This is a genomic window from Pseudoalteromonas sp. US3C1004, from assembly GCF_048401065.1.
GTDB lineage: Bacteria > Pseudomonadota > Gammaproteobacteria > Enterobacterales > Alteromonadaceae > Pseudoalteromonas > Pseudoalteromonas undina.
Window position 1 is genome coordinate 2271314 of the sequence record NZ_CP183073.1, and the last position, 16714, is coordinate 2288027.

The following is a 16714-nucleotide window of genomic DNA, read 5'->3' on the forward strand; positions in this document are numbered from 1 at the left end:
TTTTTTCTAACCTAACACCTTACACCTAGTACCTAATATCAGCACTTAACCCTCAATCTCTAGAAAGGTTATATTTTTTCATTTTTTCAACCAGTGTGGTTCGCCTTACGCCAAGTACTTCAGCAGCACGGGCGACAACGTAATCAAAGCGCTCTAATGCCTGGGTGATTAAGTTAATTTCAAGCTCAGCTAAGTACTCCTTAAGCTCAATACCTTCATCGGGCAATAAACCCGGTGCTGCTTGAGCAAAATCATCTTCGAGGTCTATTTCGTCTTCGCTGAATCCGCCACTAAAAATATCATTAAATGCATCACGCTCCATCAGTTCTTCTGGGTACTGTGGCTCATAGGCTTCAACTTCAATGTAGCGGTATTTGTTAGGTAAGTCAGGAACATCTACCACCTTGTCTGGGAACATAATAACCATACGCTCAACTAGGTTCGCAAGCTCACGAATATTACCCGGCCAAGAATGCTCTTTTAAACTATCAATAGCACGCTCTGTAAACTTAGCCGTAGTACCGCTTTGTTCATTTACACGGCGCATTAGCTCTTTAAGTAGCAAAGGGATGTCTTCTGCACGTTGAGCAAGTGATGGGCTCTCAATAGGAAAAACATTTAAGCGATAGTATAAATCTTCTCGAAACGAGCCTTTTTCAATCATGCTTTCAAGGTCGCGGTGGGTTGCAGCAATAACACGTACATCTGCTTGAATCGCTTTGGTACCGCCAACGCGCTCATAGCTACGCTCTTGTAGTACTCGCAGTAACTTAACCTGCATTTGCAGCGGCATATCCCCTATTTCATCTAAAAATAGCGTGCCACCTTGCGCCAATTCAAACCGGCCTTTACGTGCTGAAATAGCCCCGGTAAATGCACCTTTTTCATGGCCAAATAGTTCACTTTCTAGTAGCTCCGCAGGAATTGCCCCACAATTTACCGGTACAAATGGGCCTTTGTTACGCTTAGAGAGCAGATGCACATTACGAGCAACCACTTCTTTACCCGTGCCCGACTCACCTAAAATAAGTACGTTGGCATCGGTTTTAGCAACCTGCGTAATTAAAAAGCGTAAGTCTTTTACGGCTTTGGTTTCACCTACAAGGCCATCAAAGGTGCTTTTTTCTTTATTATGTTGATGCTCATGAGGCAGCATACGCTGATATTGCTGACAATCATGTAGTAACTGAGTGGTAACTTCATGAGTAAATGGCTCACAAATTAGTCCAACAACATTGGCGAGACTCAGTAGCGGTTTGAGCGTTTCACCAATAAGTAAAAAAGGAAATGTTGGATAGCGTTTAATTAAACTTTCATGATCTAAAGATTGCAGCGCCCCTAACACCACAATACATTCTTTATTTTGATAGTGACTACATGCCTGCTCAAAGTCAGCTTCTGTTTGCAACTGTACCGCCTCACCAATAAAAGTAAGCGATGCATATAATCCAATAGAGCGATTATTATTATTATCTAAAATTAAGATCATTTTTAGCGAGCCATTTATTTCACTAATTTGTTTTATTAATCAAATTGTAAGCCAGTTGGATTTGGATGCAAGTAATAGCGGCGATTTTTTGACATTAACGCCAAAAAACAGACACCCAGCCTAAAAAGCCAATACTTTATAACTAATAACTCTTTAACTATTTATAACAGCATACCTACTTAGGGTGAATTATCTAACACGTTTTGCCACTGATGATGATGCGACTCTACACAGAAGAAACTCATAAAAAGTGCTATTATTACTTAAAGGTGTGACTGTTTTTGCCGATAAGTAATAGTCAAACTTATGTTGGAACTAAACTTGCTTAAGGTTCTACACAGTAATTAAAATTTGAGGAATTACCCATGGCTCATGCATCAATCAATAAATACCGTCAAATAACAGTTAGCAGCGTTAAAGAGATGACTCCCTACGACCAAGTTAAACTCGTGTTTGTAAATATTGTTGGCAAGCTCTCTGCTGCAAAAGGATTTATTGAACGTAAAGAGTTAGAAAAAAAAGGCAACGCAATCTCTGATTGTATTGTGCTACTTGGTGCTTTGCAGCAAGTATTAAATTTTGAACATAATAATGAAGTATCAACTAACTTAGACTCTTTATATGATTATTGTCAGCGATGCTTACTAACCGCAAACCTCGAGAACGATATAGAAAAAATTGATGAAGTAATTACCTTGATTAAGGAAATAAAATCAGGTTGGGAAGCAATTCCATTTGAACAAAGAGAACCACAACTATAATGTCTTTAAATCGGGTTACAAGCTCACAAGTTAAAGATAGTGAGACTCGAGCATATTGCAATGAATTAGTAAGCTTGATTAATGACTCAGAGGATTGGGATATTGACCAAGCGCTGAATATTCATAATAAACTTGATGTTCACATAAGTAGCTCACTTTCTAGAGAAAAAACTCATTATTCAGCCACTGAACTTGAGTTTTTAATCAACCTAATAGAACAGCTATCTGTTAAAATAGATAATCAAAAGCAACTATTAGCGGTTAAAATAGTTGGTAATCAAAAAAATAAAAAAGCTGTAAATAAGTATAAATCTAATATTTAAAAACACTGCTTGCCTTAGCTAACCCCCTATTTTATTCCCCTTTACAGAGTGATTAATTGATTTATCACTCTGTATTTTTATAGCCTGAAAGTTCACTATAAACCAAGCGTCGTTAATTACCAATAAGCGAACAGGTATAAAAAAACCTGACTAACAAGCCAGGCTTTATTTACTAAACAATGCTATTTAGCTAGACTTTTTAGCCACACCCGGTAGGTTAGCTAATTGTTGCTGCAAGTAACTTCCTGTCGAGTTTAGGTTAGCAACTAATATATCCATGGCATTGTATTGGCTATATAATCGCTCTTCATACTTTTTCATTCGGCTATTAAATGCATCAACTTCATCTTGTAGCTTATCGAGTTGTGTTTCACGCCCTTCAATACGTGAACTAATAATACCATCAGAGGCCGTATAACCTTTAATAACAGTATCTAACTGGCCAACAAAACCATCACCGTCATTTTCGCCAACAAAAAACGTTTGGATAGCTTGTGGATCACTTTCTACCGCAGCTTTAAGAGCGTCAGAATCAATACTTAACTTACCTGAGCGCTCAGTTCTAATACCAAAGTTAGCTAAAAAGTCGGTATTACCATTACCCGTGCTAAATTCAGATGTTAACATCGAGCGTACTTGGTTTACAGAGCCTCTAAGTAATGAATCACCCGCAAGTGCACCAACGCCCTCTTCAGCGCTAGAGCGACCTAACTGATTTGATAAATCAATAAATGCATTAAACTTCTCTACAAACGACTTTAATCCAGCAGCAACATTATTGTTATTTTCAGTGATAGTTGCTTTACTTAAATCATCGTCTGCATTGTGAATTTTTTTAGCATTAATGGTAACGCCTTCAATAACATCTTTAAACTCATTGGTACTGCTTGAGGCCACAAGCGTTCCGTCAATCGTAATTGAAGCATCGGTCGCTGCTGTTACTTCGTTTAAGTTTTCAGCATACGTTGTTGATGTTGTATCACTATCATACGCAAGACGAGACAAGCCAGACAAGTCTGTATTATCACCATCACCGACATCATCAACTACAATTTTTATTGCGTTTTCTGCGCCGGTTTCTTTACTTGATAACACTAATCGCTGCCCCGTATCATCGGTAATAATAGTAGCATTAACTGAGTCGTTATCGGTAGAATTATTAATCGCGTCACGTATATCAGCCAGCTTTGCTGTGTCTGACACATTTATGTCAAAACTGTTAGAGCCAGAACTAATAGTGAGCTTACCCTCTCCCACAGCTTGATCACCCGCGATGGCACTTGAGGTTAACTTATGATTTTCGGCTAACGCATTCACTTTAATAGAATAATTATTGGTTTGCGCATTTTTTTCAGAACTTAAAGAAACAAAATCATCACTACCACTGATAGTGCGCTTTTGAAAGTTTTCGATGTCACCTAATGATTCTAGTGAACCATTAAGCTCTTCTAAAGAGGCTTTTAGGGTACCTACTGCAGATATATCAGTAGTAAAGTTTGCTTGTTGTTTAGTTACTCGAGCTTGGTAAGGGCTTTTTTCAGCATTCACTAAAGCAGTTACAATTTCATTAACTTGAAGCCCTGAACCTATACCTGTAAATGAAATAGCCATAATACTTACCCTCTTAAAAATTTGCTCAAACTAAACTTTAAAATCAACCAATACGCCGGTGGCTTCTGCTAATTTAGCAACAATTCCTAACACTTCTTCTGAGGGATATTGCTTAACTAAATCACCACTTTCTTTATCAATCACCTTAATAACATTACGGCCAGAATCCTCATCCACTTTAAACTGTAGACTACGGTTCATTTCGCCCATAAAGTCCTGCAATTGCTGTACCACCTTCTCTAGTTTTTCAGGTGATAACTCTGTTTCAGAAACTTCACTATTACTTGCAGTGGTGGTGATGGGTGTATTCTTTTGTTCATCAGCGTTTTGCTTAACTTGTGATGGGGTTTGGTAACTTGAGGTAACCTCACCTTTTTGCGCTGAGCTGATATTTAGATTTAAACTTTGCGTTTCCATAATTCGCTCCTACTATAAAGCGATATAAAGCTTTATACCTATACAAGAAAGGAAGGGTTGCCCCTTCCTTAGTAGTTAAGTATAGAGCTTATTGTTAAATTAACCTAATAAGCTAAGTGCTGCCTGTGGTAACTGGTTAGACTGAGCTAAGATTGTTGTACCAGCCTGTTGCATAATCTGGTTCTTAGTTAGTTTAGCTGTTTCTGCAGCATAATCTGTATCTTCGATACGACTTTTAGAAGCCGACACGTTTTCTGATACGTTTGCAAGGTTAGCAATGGTAAAACCAAAACGGTTTTGTACCGCACCTAAGTCTGCGCGTTGTGCATCAATTTGCGCAAGCGCCGCATCAATTGTTTGAATTGCATCTTGTGCACCTTGACTTGTTGCCCCAGAAATATCAATACTTTCAACTGATGTCAAAGAACTTGTAGAACCACTAAACAATTCAGTTTCATCGGCAGTTCCATCATTAGAAATACCAATTTTGTTCGGTGATGATAAGTTTATTTCTGATGTTTTTGAAGCCGTTGCTGTAGATGCAGTTACTCCATCAAATGTTAAACCACCAGCTGGAGTACCTGCATCCATAACAGATTCAATACCATCAACACCCGTTGCTTTTAGCGTAATCGTTCCAGCATCAGAGTCATAAACTGCATCGTAACCATCGGCAACCATATCTTCAGCTAAGCGAGACATCTCACCACCATACGTTCCTAAATCATAGTTGTCATCGCCAACATTAATCGTAGCGTTATCTGTATTAGTGATACCAGCAATAGTCACTTCTAAACGAGCTTCAGCAACTACGCCTGTAGCAGCAGCATTTATTTTTGCTGCAGCACCATCAGCACCATCATCAGCTAAGAGTGCAACATCGACACCATTAATATTAAGCGTACCTGCTGTTATAGCTTCATTTGTAGCCATGTCACCAGCTGCAGCAGCTGCGCCAAATACAGAACCAGCACCATCAATTTCATTTGCACCAATCGCATCTGCTGATACATCACGCAAAGTTACGTTGATTGTTTCGTTGGCGTTTGAACCTACTTGGAATTGTTTAGTACCGAACGAACCATCTAGTAAGCTTGTACCACCAAATTTAGTCGTTTCAGCGATACGAGTAAGCTCTTGCTGTAATGCGCCAACTTCTTTTTGTAGTGCTGCACGAGCGTTAGCATCGTTTGAACCATTAGCTGATTGTAGAGATAGATCACGCATACGTTGTAAGATGTTTGATGACTCTTGCATCGCACCCTCAGCAGTTTGCGACATTGAGATACCATCGTTAGCGTTACGCTGAGCAACACCTAAACCATTAATTTGTGAAGAAAGACGGTTAGCAATTTGTAGACCTGCCGCATCATCTTTCGCGCTATTGATTTTCATACCAGATGAAAGGCGTTGCATTGATGTACCTAACGCATCGCTAGATTTTGATAAATTTCTTTGTGCATTTAGTGATGCAACGTTAGTATTTACTGATAAAGCCATGTTATAACTCCTGATTACTTTCGTAATGTAACTAATTGATTTTAACCAAGAGCCATCACAATAAAAATCTGTTCAAGCTCCGTTCTAATTAAGTTAACGGCCGTTATAAAATTACCTTTAGCTTTTTTTTAAAAAAATAGTGTTTTTTTCACCCTTTCAATTCAGGCTACTGTTTTTAAAGGAGTTATATTTTAAAGGTTAAGTATTGGATTAGCATTTAGGGTACAAGTTAAACATGTAGTAGTTATTTTAAATGCCTCTTTTAATAATTTATTTACTATAAAGGTTGATAGAATAATAAATGTATTTAAATGATTTGTAGGTGAAGCTTTATATTAAGTAAATGCAGCTGTTATCTTGTTTGTAGTATTTAAAGTATAAGCGCGATATCAGCCGGTTGTCATCATCTGACTAACAACCGGTCTATCTCTAAGGGATAAAAACACTTAGCTAATTTAAAAGAGTACAGCAAAGTAATAAGCAACGCTGGCTTACCTACTAATTCCTGAATTAGCTTTCATTTTATTTTTTAACATTTAAGATTAAAGCTTAATTATTAAAATATATAGAAACAGGGGCATCTTGATGAGCTATAACAATATCAAGATCGCCATCACCATCTAAATCAGCAAGAGCTACAGCACGACTACTATTATTACCTAGCGATTGGCCACTATCATAAAAGGTACCTGAGCCATCATTTAAGTATACTTTATTAGCATTACCAAGAGCATTAGCTTCAACTAAATCATCATAGCCATCGCCATCTACATCTCCAAGAACAACGCCCCAAGTATAATCATTAGGCTTTCCAACATTGCGACTTACAGTTAACCCAGAGCCTTTTCTAATTCTGTTATACGTAAGCCAACCGGCAGTTATAACATCTTGATATGAATCATTATTAATGTTGCCAACAGCAACTCCTGGAGCATGATATTCACCAGCAGTTTTGCTAACCGTCCTAAGCTGTCCATATTTATTACTCATATACACAGTATCTTCATTTATATTACCTGCATATACGTCTAACCGACCATCGCCGTTAAAATCTCCAACTGAAATTGCTTGTGTTCTTGTTAAGTTTTTCTTATTTGGTTCTTTTAGGCTAAAGGAGCTATTGAATATGCCAGTCCCATTATTTTTATAAACTCGATTATAGCTTCCAAAATTTCCCGCTACTATATCTATATCGCCATCATTATCCATATCACCTACAGCTAGGGCTTGGGTTCCACCATTACCTAGAGATTGCCCTGTGTCAGCAAACATACCCGTTCCATCATTAAATAAAACTTTGTTTCCACCGCTATTATTTCCAATAACCAAATCTACATAACCATTTCCATTGAAGTCAGCAAACTTCACAGAGTAAGCATACATTTGTTTACTAAAATCAATTGATTGACTAGAGTCGGTAAAGTTACCCAAACCATCATTTATAAAAATACGCGCACCTCTAGGAATAGAGGTAGCAATATCTAAATCGCCGTCGTTGTCAATATCAGCTATTGCTAGAGAAAACACACCTCCATTCCCTAACGCTTGTCCCGAATCAATAAAGCCACCTGTACCACTTAAAGCACTAAAGCTTGTTAAAGCTAGAGAGACAGTCGCATAAAGTACACTATATTTAATGTTCATTTGTTAATTCCTTTTTATTATCCAATTAAAAATTGAGCATAAAATATCATTATATGCAATGCAAGCAATTTATCGCTAAAATAGGTACAAAAATAAAGCGCAATATTTGTTCGAAAAAACAAATTGTATAGCGTAATTTAAGTGGGTGGTGGAAATGCTAAACTTTAATTGCGGTTATGATTATTAAATTTAGTACTTTTTGAGGCATCATCTTTTAAATTAAAAAACGCACCTAAGTAGGTGCGCTAAATGATTCAAGCTTATTATAAAACTGTTACTTAACCACCGAGTAGACTTAATGCGGCCTGTGGTAACTGGTTTGCCTGAGACAAAATAGTAGTACCGGCTTGTTGCATGATTTGGTTTTTAGTTAACGTTGCGGTTTCAAGCGCGTAATCGGTATCTTGAATACGGCTACGCGAAGCTGACACGTTTTCAGATACGTTAGCAAGGTTGGCAATGGTAAAGCCAAAACGGTTTTGCACCGCACCTAAATCGGCACGCTGAGTATCTATTTGTGCCAATGCAGCATCAATTGTTTGAATTGCCGATTGAGCCCCCTCACTAGTTGTACCACTAATATCTATCGCTTCAACCGATGATAACTCACTCAATGCACCATTAAACATCTCTAGCTCATTCGCTGAACCATCATTTGAAATACCAATTTTATTCGGTGATGACAAATTAATTTCTGACGTTTTTGAAGCCGCCGCTGTAGCTGCAGCAGTTCCGTCAAATGTTAATCCACCAGCTGGAGTACCTGCATCCATAACAGATTCGATACCATCAACACCCGTTGCTTTTAGCGTAATCGTTCCAGCATCAGAGTCATAAACTGCATCATAACCATCAGCAACCATATCTTCAGCTAAACGAGCCATTTCGCCACCATATGTGCCTAAATCATAGTTATCATCACCAATATTAATTGTTGCATTATCAAGGTTTGTTATTCCACCAATAACTACCTCTAAGCGAGCCTCGGCTGTAACGCCTGACGCGGCTGAATTAATCTTATTAGCAACCCCATCGGCGCCATCATTGGCCCCGAAAGCAACATCAGTACCATTAATATTTAGTGAACCAGCAGCGACAACTTCGTTAGCGGCCATACTGCCTGCGGCAACTACACCAAATACAGTACCAGGCCCATCAATTTCATTAGAACCAATAGCATCGGCAGCAACATTACGTAAACTAACATTAATGGTTTCATTGGCATTAGCACCTACCTGGAACTGCTTAGTACCAAATGTACCATCAAGTAAGTTGGTTCCACCAAATTTGGTGGTGTCTGCAATTCGAGTAAGCTCTTGTTGCAGGGCTGCTACTTCTTTTTGCAGGGATGCACGGTCAACAGCACTGTTTGAGCCATTCGCTGATTGCAGTGATAAGTCACGCATACGTTGCAGAATGTTTGCAGACTCTTGCATCGCACCCTCAGCAGTTTGCGCCATTGAAATACCATCGTTGGCATTACGCTGAGCAACCGTTAGGCCATTTACCTGAGACGTTAGTCGGTTGGCAATTTGTAAACCTGCAGCATCGTCTTTTGCGCTATTAATACGCAAACCAGATGATAGTCTCTGCATTGAGGTTTCAAGTGCCATGCTAGATTTAGATAGATTGCGTTGCCCATTAAGTGATGCAACATTTGTATTTACGCTTAAAGCCATTTTACCATCTCCTAGTTTCAATCAGAATGTGGTTCAAAATATTTAAGCAAAAACCACACTTTCTATAACTAGCTAAATGCATTAGTTGTGCCAATTAACAAAAAAAAGTTAAAATACTGTTTTATAACAACTAAATTTGATTTATTACGGCTTTAAATTGAGGGCTAGCGTTTTTTTGACAGAAGAGAAAAAGGGGTGACAGTTTTTTGCCGCCTTGTTAAGGCAAGTTATTACCTATTTTTCTTTAAGTAATAACCTGCCTTGGATGGTATTTATAAATAATCGAATAATGAAAGTTTAGCCAAGCGACCAAAAGTCGCCATCGATCTGTCTAAACCTGCCTCCTGTTTAGCGAGTTCACTAATGGCTGCAGCAGGATCAATTTCAATTAAGCTCGCTCTGTTGTCTTGATTATTAATATCTAGAGCACTGTTTGAATCGGTCACACGCTCCACCACGTTCATACGCCCACCTAGGCCAGCCTGAGTAAACACAATTTGCTCACTGGCATTTTTAAGCTGAATTAACCCATCCGATAACGCTTGGTTAATTTGCGCTCCATCAAGTTGTTCGTCATTTAGACTAGTGATCAGATCTTCAAGCGTATTAAGCACATTTTCTTTACCTGGCTTTTCAAGGGTGAAATCAAGTTGGCCGGGTGCTACACCTTCAAGTTGAATTTCCATGCCTGCAAACTCAATCGGCTCATCAGTTACTTCACCAGTAACAGGTGGTACAAGAGGATTACCATCACGTAATATTTCATACTGATCAGGCGCTGAAGGCGTTGCACCAGGGATAACATTAACGTTATAGGTATTGATCGTTGGAGAAATAAGCGGATCTGGGTCTGAGTTATAATTATCTTTATGAAAGCGATCAAACTCGCCTTGGTTTTCAACATAAACAGTCCCTGCGGTAATGCCGCCTGATGGCGCTCCATCATTCGACACCACATCAAGACGTGCATCAACTCGTTCAAATACATTAAAACCATTATCACTTGATTTGATCTCAACCCCTTTTGCGATCGTCACTTCATGCTGGCCTTGATCGCCTTGGTATTCGTATTTGCCATTAGTGCTATTAAATGTATAGGTTTGAATATCGTCTTGATAGCCAGAGAATAGGTATTTCCCCCCTTCTGATTGACTATTCATTAAGTTAAGCAGCGATTTTTGCAATTCTTTTAGTTCACTGGCAACTGAAGCCAAATCACTTTGACCTAACGAACCATTGCCCGCTCGTATGGTTAGCATTTGCGCCTCTAAAATAGTGTCGTTCATACCTTTAAGTATGCTTTCTTCGGTTGATAAGCGACCATTTAGCTGCTTTATATTTTTAGTTAACTGCTCATTGGTTTCTATTTTATTGGTGTACAACATCCCTTGCGATATAGCAGCTGGGTTTTCAGAGGTACTCAAATACTTTTGACCTGTGTTTGCTCGCTCTAAAGCGCCTGCAACGCCCTGTTGATTATCTAAAATTTTATTAATTTGACTTTGATACATTAAATTATTTGATAAACGCATAATTACCTCGCCGCACTCAATAAGGTGTCAAAAATAGCTCTCGCTGCAGTTAATACTTGTGCAGAAGCAGCATAAGATTGCTGGAAACGCAGCAAATTAGCCGCCTCTTCATCTAAGTTTACGCCCGATAACGATTCGTACCAGGCTTCTGATTGTTGTGCTAAAGCATCAAATGCAGCACCATTGGTTTTTGCTTGACTGGTTACTACACCAACATCGGTTACTAACCCAGCATAGGCCTGATTCAATGTTTTATGATTATCAGCTGAGGCGCTCGCTACTACATTTTGACGTACTAAATCGGTGTTTTGTAAGTCAGCAAGTTTTTGACCGTTGCGGTTATCATCAAAACCACCTTCATTAAATTCTAAATTAAAGGTATCTCCCGTTGCTGGTACGCCTTCAATATTAAAATCAAAGCCATAACCATCGTATGGTGCCCCGGCTTGAGCGAGTATATTGTTAGCAGGCGGTGTAACCGTAAACGTAGTTGTACCATTACCATCAGTAAGTTGATATTCATTAGCATTGGCTGTTTTAACAATGCTAATAGGGCCATTTGCTAAATCCAAAGGATTACTAAAACTACCCGTGGTTACATCGGTGACATTACCCGGTGAAATACTGCCTGTGCCTGTATTATCTAGGCCGTCAGCTGTTCTAATTGGAGAGGCTAAGGCAATGTCTTCGCCTCGACCTGTTGTCAGCGATATATTACCTGCCGCGCCACTATTAAGTTTTACCTGAAATTGGTCACCGGCATTACCGGCTCCGGTTACGTTTAGCTCTAAACCAAACGACTCCCCACTGGTAATAGCGGCTGAATCGATAATGCCACTGGGTGGAATAGTTGCTAAAGAGGCTGTGCCTAAAGGTTCACCTTTATTATCAATAGGCTGAATACTTACTTCGTTAGGATTACCCGTATAAGTGATCACAAAGTCACTTGCTGGCAGTTCACTGCCTTTACCTGCTTCAATGGTTGCCTTTATTGCCGCTGTACCTGTATTCGCTTGGTATGCGTAACCACTCACTGTTGGGATATTAAAAATATCGCCTCCAAGCTCGCCATTTGCATCCATACCTAAACGATTTTGCTGATTAAACGAATCAGCAAGTGCTATCCCCATCTGGCCTATTTGATTTTGAGCAGGCACCAAAATATCGTCTCTAAACGCTAATAAACCGCCAATTTTACCTTTGAGTTTAGTAGGGTCTATATCTAGTGGCACAGCCTTACCGCCATTTACATCTAGGCGTAATTCTTTAAAGCTTGTATCTGGGTCGCCACTAATCGAAAATAAATTAAATGAGCCATTTTGCATAACAACGGCTTCGCCTGTGCCCATAAACACTTGTTTTTCGCCATTTGGGCCATCTAACGTTTCTATATCAATCAGTTTTGATAAATCACGTATTGCTTTATCACGTTCGTTATAAGCCGAACTCGCATCGGCTTCATTGTTAGTACCATGAACACCCGCTATCTCTTGATTTAACGAACTAATACTTTCGATTAACGTATTCGCCTCTTCTGAAAAAATCTCTAATTGCTCATTAACCACCGCTTTTTGCTCTGAAACAATACCTGCAAGCCTGTCCATTTGATCAATCAGGTTTTGCGCATCACTCATCACCAACGAACGAGCAACTGTTGATGAAGGTTGATTAAGAGCTTCTTGCACGTTATTAAACATTGAGTTGATACTAGTTGATAAGCTGTTTGATTTTTCTGAAAAAATTTGATCAACCCGACTCGCTTCACTAACAAATTGATCAAAAAAACTTTTATTTGAAGTATCTCGGTTTAATTGCTTTTGCGCAAACTCATTCAATAAACGATACGTTTGACCACGGCCTACCTGATTATCAATCATGGTGGTAAATTCGGTGCGCTCACGTACATACCCTTCGGTATTAACATTTGCAATGTTTTTACTTGTCGTTTGCAATAACTCAGAGTTTGCTCTTATTCCTGAATTAGCAATATTTAATAAATTAAACGACATGTTACTCTACTCCTTGGCGGATCACGCTTGTGGCGATATTCTTCAATTCGTTACTGTTCAGCACTCTTTTTATTTTGTCTGCATAGTTAGGATCGGTTGCATAACCAGCTTGCTGTAAAGAGTCTAAAAATTTATGCGGCTTTGCCGTATTGTTTAATGCATCTTGATAGCGCGGGTTCTGTGTTAAAAAATCCACAAAATCATTCACGCTATCTTTTATCGAATCATACGCTCTAAAGCTTGCTTGCTTTTTAACTGCAGCACCTTGCTCAAACTCTAAAGTGACTTTACTGGCCTTTTCACCCTGCCAACTTTTATCTGACTTAATATTGAATAAATTGTTTGAGCTATTACCATCACCTTTACTAATAATATGTTTACCCCAGCCAGTTTCTAATGCTGCTTGTGCGACCATAACCGCCGGATTTAAACCAATTTTTTTAGCCGCTGTTTTTGCGTGTTCCCACATGGTGCTTACAAATTCCTCAGCATTTTCAAATGTGCCAGACGCTATGTTTTGTTCGCTTTTTTCAGTTGAATCAACGAGCGGTACTTTTTCAGTGACCTTTTGGTTTTCTTGATGAGGTAAGGTGCCACCCGCACGTTGGTCACTAAAGAAATCTGACGTTGTGCGAAGAACAGAGCCTGGCATAAAGTTTTTTCCATCTGGCGATAATTGCTGCACAATTAAATCTGCAAGACCCAAAGAGCCATTTGATGAAAGCTCGGTAGCCATCTGTTGGTCGTGCATTTCTTCAAAAAACTTCACGCCACTAGCATTAAACGGGCTTTCTTTATCTTCGAAAGCTTCATTGGCTTTGCGCATACTTTTAAGCAGCATTTGGGTGAAAATAGCTTCAAATTGTGCCGCTGCTTTTTTTAACGCCGCTTTAGATGCATCGGTTGATGCATCACCGCTGTTTAGAGCATCTCGACGCAAAGAGTCTAAGTTGCCTAAATCAAAAAAGTTTTGTTTATCTAGATGATTTGTTTCCATCAGCTTTTTGACACAATAATTAATAATACCTAGTTAAATGCAATAATTGAGCCAAAAGAAGAGTAGCGATGAAAGGTTAAGGATGAAAGGTTAAGGATGAAAGGTTAAGGGTTAAAGACCCTAGGCCCTAGGGCTTAGAGTCTTATAAAACTAAATTACAACAAGCTGACCGTTAATTGCACCGGCTTCTTTGAGCGCTTCAAGAATAGCCATTAAATCACCCGGGGCAGCTCCTACTTCATTAATTGCACGTACTAAGTCATCAAGACTTACACCTGGGTCAAATACAAAAGCGCGTGAATCATCTTGATTAACATCAATAATACTTTGCTGAGTAACCACGGTTTCACCCTCTGCTAAAGGATTTGGCTGCGCTACATTTTGTTGTTCCGCAATCGTTACTGTTAAACCACCGTGGGTAATTGCCGCAGGTTGTAATTTTACATTTTTACCTATAACAATGGTGCCAGTACGTGAGTTAACAATTATTTTTGCCGAAGTATCCGCTGGTTTAAACTCTAAGTTTTCAAGAGTTGATAAGTACGATACGCGCTGCGAGGCATCACGTGGGGCAATAACGCGAATAGAGGCTGCATCGAGTGCTTGAGCGCTATTTGGACCAATTAAATCATTAATGGTTTTCTCTAAACGTTTAGCAGTAGTAAAATCAGGGCGGTTTAAATTAAAAGTAATATAGTCATTTTGCATAAATGGGCTTTTAACAGCACGCTCAACGGTTGCACCATTTGGCACGCGTCCTACCGTTGGCGTATTAATCACAACGCGACTGCCATCAAGCCCCTCAGCACCTAGGCCACCTACAATTAAACTGCCTTGAGCGATGGCGTAAACATTACCATCAACCCCTTTTAAGAATGTTTGTAATAATGTGCCACCGCGCAAGCTGCCTGCACTGCCAATCGATGATACGGTTATATCAATAGTCTGCCCTGGCTTTCTAAATGGCGGGAGTTCAGCATGAACAGCAACCGCTGCAACATTTTTAATTTTTGGCTTTAAACTAGCTGGTAACGTAATACCAAAACTATTGAGCATGCCTTTAAAGCTTTGCTCGGTAAAACGGCTTTGCTCACCAGTTCCCGGTAAACCCACTACCAATCCATACCCGACTAATTGGTTTGAGCGCACCCCTTCGACCATAGATACATCTTTAATTCGCTCAGCACTGGCAGTAAATTGCCAGCCTAGTAGCACCATAAAACAAAAAACTTTAAAACCATTCATGTCGAATGTCCTCTAAAAGGGAAACAATGAGCTACTAAAGAAACGCGTTAACCAACCCGGGCTTTGTGCCTCTTGAGTTTGACCCTTACCTGAATACTGAATACGTGCATTCGCAATTCGATTAGACTCAACAGTATTATCGGCATTGACATCTTGCGGACGCACTAACCCTTCTAGGCGAATAAATTCTTCACCGGTGTTTAACGTTAGCCATTTTTCACCGCGAATTACTAAATTACCATTTGGTAGTACTCGCATCACGTTAACCGAAATATCGCCAACTAAGCTGTTTGATTGATTTGATTTTGAGTCACCTTTAAATGAGGAGTCACTACCAATACCAAATTGAATACTATCGCCACCAATATTTACCGGCAAACCACCTAAGCCAATAACAGGGTCGAGGCTGGCATCGGTTTCTTTATCTGTTTCAGTTTTAGCTGCTTTAGTCGCTTGGGTCGACTCTTGTAATTTAACAGTAATGATATCGCCTGTTCGCAGTGCTTTTTTATCGGCATATAGGTCATTCGATAATTGTGTACTGAACAAAGAGCCGGTTGCGACTACTGGCTCCATATTAGGCTCTGGATACATAGGTGCATAATAGGGATCATCTTGTACTACCTCATTATTTTGTGTAGCTACACAACCACTTAATAGTAAAGTCCCTACTGTAAATAACATAACATTACGCATACAACCCCCCAAAACTATAACTGTTGATTGATATAACTCATCATTTCATCAACGGCTGAGATCACTTTTGAGTTCATCTCATAAACGCGCTGCGTTTCAATCAAATTAACTAATTCTTCGGTCACATTTACATTTGATGTTTCAAGTGAACCTTGAATAATCGTGCCTAAACCTTCAACACCTGGGTTACCTTGAACAGGCGCACCGCTTACCGCGGTTTCGGTATATAAGTTTTGACCTATAGGTTCAAGGCCCGACGGATTAATAAAATCACTAATCGTGATCTGACCAATAACCACGTTTTCGGCCTGACCTTTAACGCGAACTGACACTTCACCGTCTTGAGATACGGTGATCGACTGTGCATCGTCAGGTACATTCATTTCAGGCTGAACAACATAACCAGCACCCGAGGTGACAACACGCCCGTCGCCGTCGGTAGTAAACTGGCCGTTACGCGAATAAGCAATATTGCCATCTGGTTGCAGTACTTCAAAAAAACCAGGGCCTGAAATCATCCAATCTAATGAATTTTCAGTAGTGAGCATATTACCTTGCGAAAAGTTTTTTTGGTTAGCCACTACCTTAGTACCCGCACCAAGCATTAAGCCTGACGGCATTTCGGTGTCTTGCGATGAGCGACCGCCTGGTTGATTAATATTTTGGTAAAGCAAGTCTTCAAAAATAGCGCGGCTTTTTTTGTAACCCACTGTACTGGCGTTCGCTAAGTTATTTGATATAACCGATATATCAGTTTGTTGAGCGTCAAGCCCTGTTTTACTTATCCATAATGCTGGATTCATAATAATAT

The 16714-nt window shown here is 39.5% G+C and carries 14 protein-coding genes; 2 read left to right on the forward strand and 12 right to left on the reverse strand.

Annotation, left to right across the window (positions count from 1 at the left end):
* Window positions 1-52: 52 nt before the first annotated feature.
* Complete coding sequence (locus ACNSN3_RS10640) at window positions 53-1489, reverse strand: sigma-54 dependent transcriptional regulator (RefSeq protein ID WP_010387896.1); 1437 nt, start codon at window positions 1487-1489, stop codon at window positions 53-55.
* Between the two features lie 365 nt (window positions 1490-1854).
* On the opposite strand from ACNSN3_RS10640, the gene fliS reads away from it, so the two are divergent.
* Both fliS and ACNSN3_RS10650 read left to right on the forward strand, forming a co-directional pair.
* Window positions 1855-2250 (forward strand): flagellar export chaperone FliS, encoded by a 396-nt coding sequence (gene fliS, locus ACNSN3_RS10645; protein WP_109874274.1) that lies wholly within the window; start codon window positions 1855-1857, stop codon window positions 2248-2250.
* Window positions 2250-2573 carry a hypothetical protein gene (locus ACNSN3_RS10650; RefSeq protein ID WP_175573828.1) on the forward strand — a complete coding sequence of 108 codons (324 nt, stop codon included), beginning with the start codon at window positions 2250-2252 and terminating at the stop codon, window positions 2571-2573. The genes fliS and ACNSN3_RS10650 overlap by 1 nt, the downstream gene beginning before the upstream one ends.
* A 186-nt stretch (window positions 2574-2759) precedes the next feature.
* Here the strand turns inward: ACNSN3_RS10650 and fliD are convergent, their stop codons facing one another.
* The 11 genes from fliD to flgG all read right to left on the reverse strand — a co-directional run bounded on the left by fliD (window position 2760) and on the right by flgG (window position 16706).
* The gene (fliD, locus tag ACNSN3_RS10655; RefSeq protein ID WP_054201726.1) at window positions 2760-4184 is read right to left on the reverse strand and encodes a flagellar filament capping protein FliD; all 1425 of its coding nucleotides are present in this window, start codon (window positions 4182-4184) and stop codon (window positions 2760-2762) included.
* Between the two features lie 30 nt (window positions 4185-4214).
* On the reverse strand, window positions 4215-4601 hold the full coding sequence (locus ACNSN3_RS10660) for a flagellar protein FlaG (RefSeq protein WP_054201727.1): 387 nt from the start codon (window positions 4599-4601) through the stop codon (window positions 4215-4217).
* 99 nt (window positions 4602-4700) lie between these two features.
* Complete coding sequence (locus ACNSN3_RS10665) at window positions 4701-6101, reverse strand: flagellin (RefSeq protein WP_054201728.1); 1401 nt, start codon at window positions 6099-6101, stop codon at window positions 4701-4703.
* Window positions 6102-6650: 549 nt separating this feature from the next.
* Window positions 6651-7745 (reverse strand): FG-GAP repeat domain-containing protein, encoded by a 1095-nt coding sequence (locus ACNSN3_RS10670; protein WP_138687326.1) that lies wholly within the window; start codon window positions 7743-7745, stop codon window positions 6651-6653.
* Window positions 7746-8023: 278 nt separating this feature from the next.
* On the reverse strand, window positions 8024-9424 hold the full coding sequence (locus ACNSN3_RS10675) for a flagellin (RefSeq protein WP_054201729.1): 1401 nt from the start codon (window positions 9422-9424) through the stop codon (window positions 8024-8026).
* 272 nt (window positions 9425-9696) lie between these two features.
* Window positions 9697-10956 (reverse strand): flagellar hook-associated protein FlgL, encoded by a 1260-nt coding sequence (flgL, locus tag ACNSN3_RS10680; protein WP_075169686.1) that lies wholly within the window; start codon window positions 10954-10956, stop codon window positions 9697-9699.
* Window positions 10957-10958: 2 nt separating this feature from the next.
* Window positions 10959-12965, reverse strand: a complete 2007-nt coding sequence (gene flgK / locus ACNSN3_RS10685) for a flagellar hook-associated protein FlgK (RefSeq protein WP_075169687.1) — start codon at window positions 12963-12965, stop codon at window positions 10959-10961.
* Window position 12966: 1 nt separating this feature from the next.
* Entirely contained in the window at window positions 12967-13962 is a 996-nt protein-coding gene (gene flgJ / locus ACNSN3_RS10690) for a flagellar assembly peptidoglycan hydrolase FlgJ (protein WP_418607299.1), read from the reverse strand.
* Between the two features lie 150 nt (window positions 13963-14112).
* Window positions 14113-15207 (reverse strand): flagellar basal body P-ring protein FlgI, encoded by a 1095-nt coding sequence (locus ACNSN3_RS10695; protein WP_008113075.1) that lies wholly within the window; start codon window positions 15205-15207, stop codon window positions 14113-14115.
* A gap of 12 nt (window positions 15208-15219) precedes the next feature.
* On the reverse strand, window positions 15220-15903 hold the full coding sequence (flgH, locus tag ACNSN3_RS10700) for a flagellar basal body L-ring protein FlgH (protein ID WP_054201734.1): 684 nt from the start codon (window positions 15901-15903) through the stop codon (window positions 15220-15222).
* A gap of 14 nt (window positions 15904-15917) precedes the next feature.
* Complete coding sequence (gene flgG / locus ACNSN3_RS10705; RefSeq protein WP_010387879.1) at window positions 15918-16706, reverse strand: flagellar basal-body rod protein FlgG; 789 nt, start codon at window positions 16704-16706, stop codon at window positions 15918-15920.
* Window positions 16707-16714: the final 8 nt, after the last annotated feature.

Coding starts and splice junctions, on each gene's coding strand:
- ACNSN3_RS10640 (WP_010387896.1), bottom strand. CDS start 1,489: ATGATCTTAATTTTAGATAATAATAATAATCGCTCTATTGGATTATAT.
- fliS (WP_109874274.1), top strand. CDS start 1,855: ATGGCTCATGCATCAATCAATAAATACCGTCAAATAACAGTTAGCAGC.
- flgK (WP_075169687.1), bottom strand. CDS start 12,965: ATGTCGTTTAATTTATTAAATATTGCTAATTCAGGAATAAGAGCAAAC.
- ACNSN3_RS10665 (WP_054201728.1), bottom strand. CDS start 6,101: ATGGCTTTATCAGTAAATACTAACGTTGCATCACTAAATGCACAAAGA.
- flgJ (WP_418607299.1), bottom strand. CDS start 13,962: ATGGAAACAAATCATCTAGATAAACAAAACTTTTTTGATTTAGGCAAC.
- fliD (WP_054201726.1), bottom strand. CDS start 4,184: ATGGCTATTTCATTTACAGGTATAGGTTCAGGGCTTCAAGTTAATGAA.
- ACNSN3_RS10695 (WP_008113075.1), bottom strand. CDS start 15,207: ATGAATGGTTTTAAAGTTTTTTGTTTTATGGTGCTACTAGGCTGGCAA.
- flgG (WP_010387879.1), bottom strand. CDS start 16,706: ATGAATCCAGCATTATGGATAAGTAAAACAGGGCTTGACGCTCAACAA.
- ACNSN3_RS10660 (WP_054201727.1), bottom strand. CDS start 4,601: ATGGAAACGCAAAGTTTAAATCTAAATATCAGCTCAGCGCAAAAAGGT.
- flgL (WP_075169686.1), bottom strand. CDS start 10,956: ATGCGTTTATCAAATAATTTAATGTATCAAAGTCAAATTAATAAAATT.
- ACNSN3_RS10650 (WP_175573828.1), top strand. CDS start 2,250: ATGTCTTTAAATCGGGTTACAAGCTCACAAGTTAAAGATAGTGAGACT.
- ACNSN3_RS10675 (WP_054201729.1), bottom strand. CDS start 9,424: ATGGCTTTAAGCGTAAATACAAATGTTGCATCACTTAATGGGCAACGC.
- ACNSN3_RS10670 (WP_138687326.1), bottom strand. CDS start 7,745: ATGAACATTAAATATAGTGTACTTTATGCGACTGTCTCTCTAGCTTTA.
- flgH (WP_054201734.1), bottom strand. CDS start 15,903: ATGCGTAATGTTATGTTATTTACAGTAGGGACTTTACTATTAAGTGGT.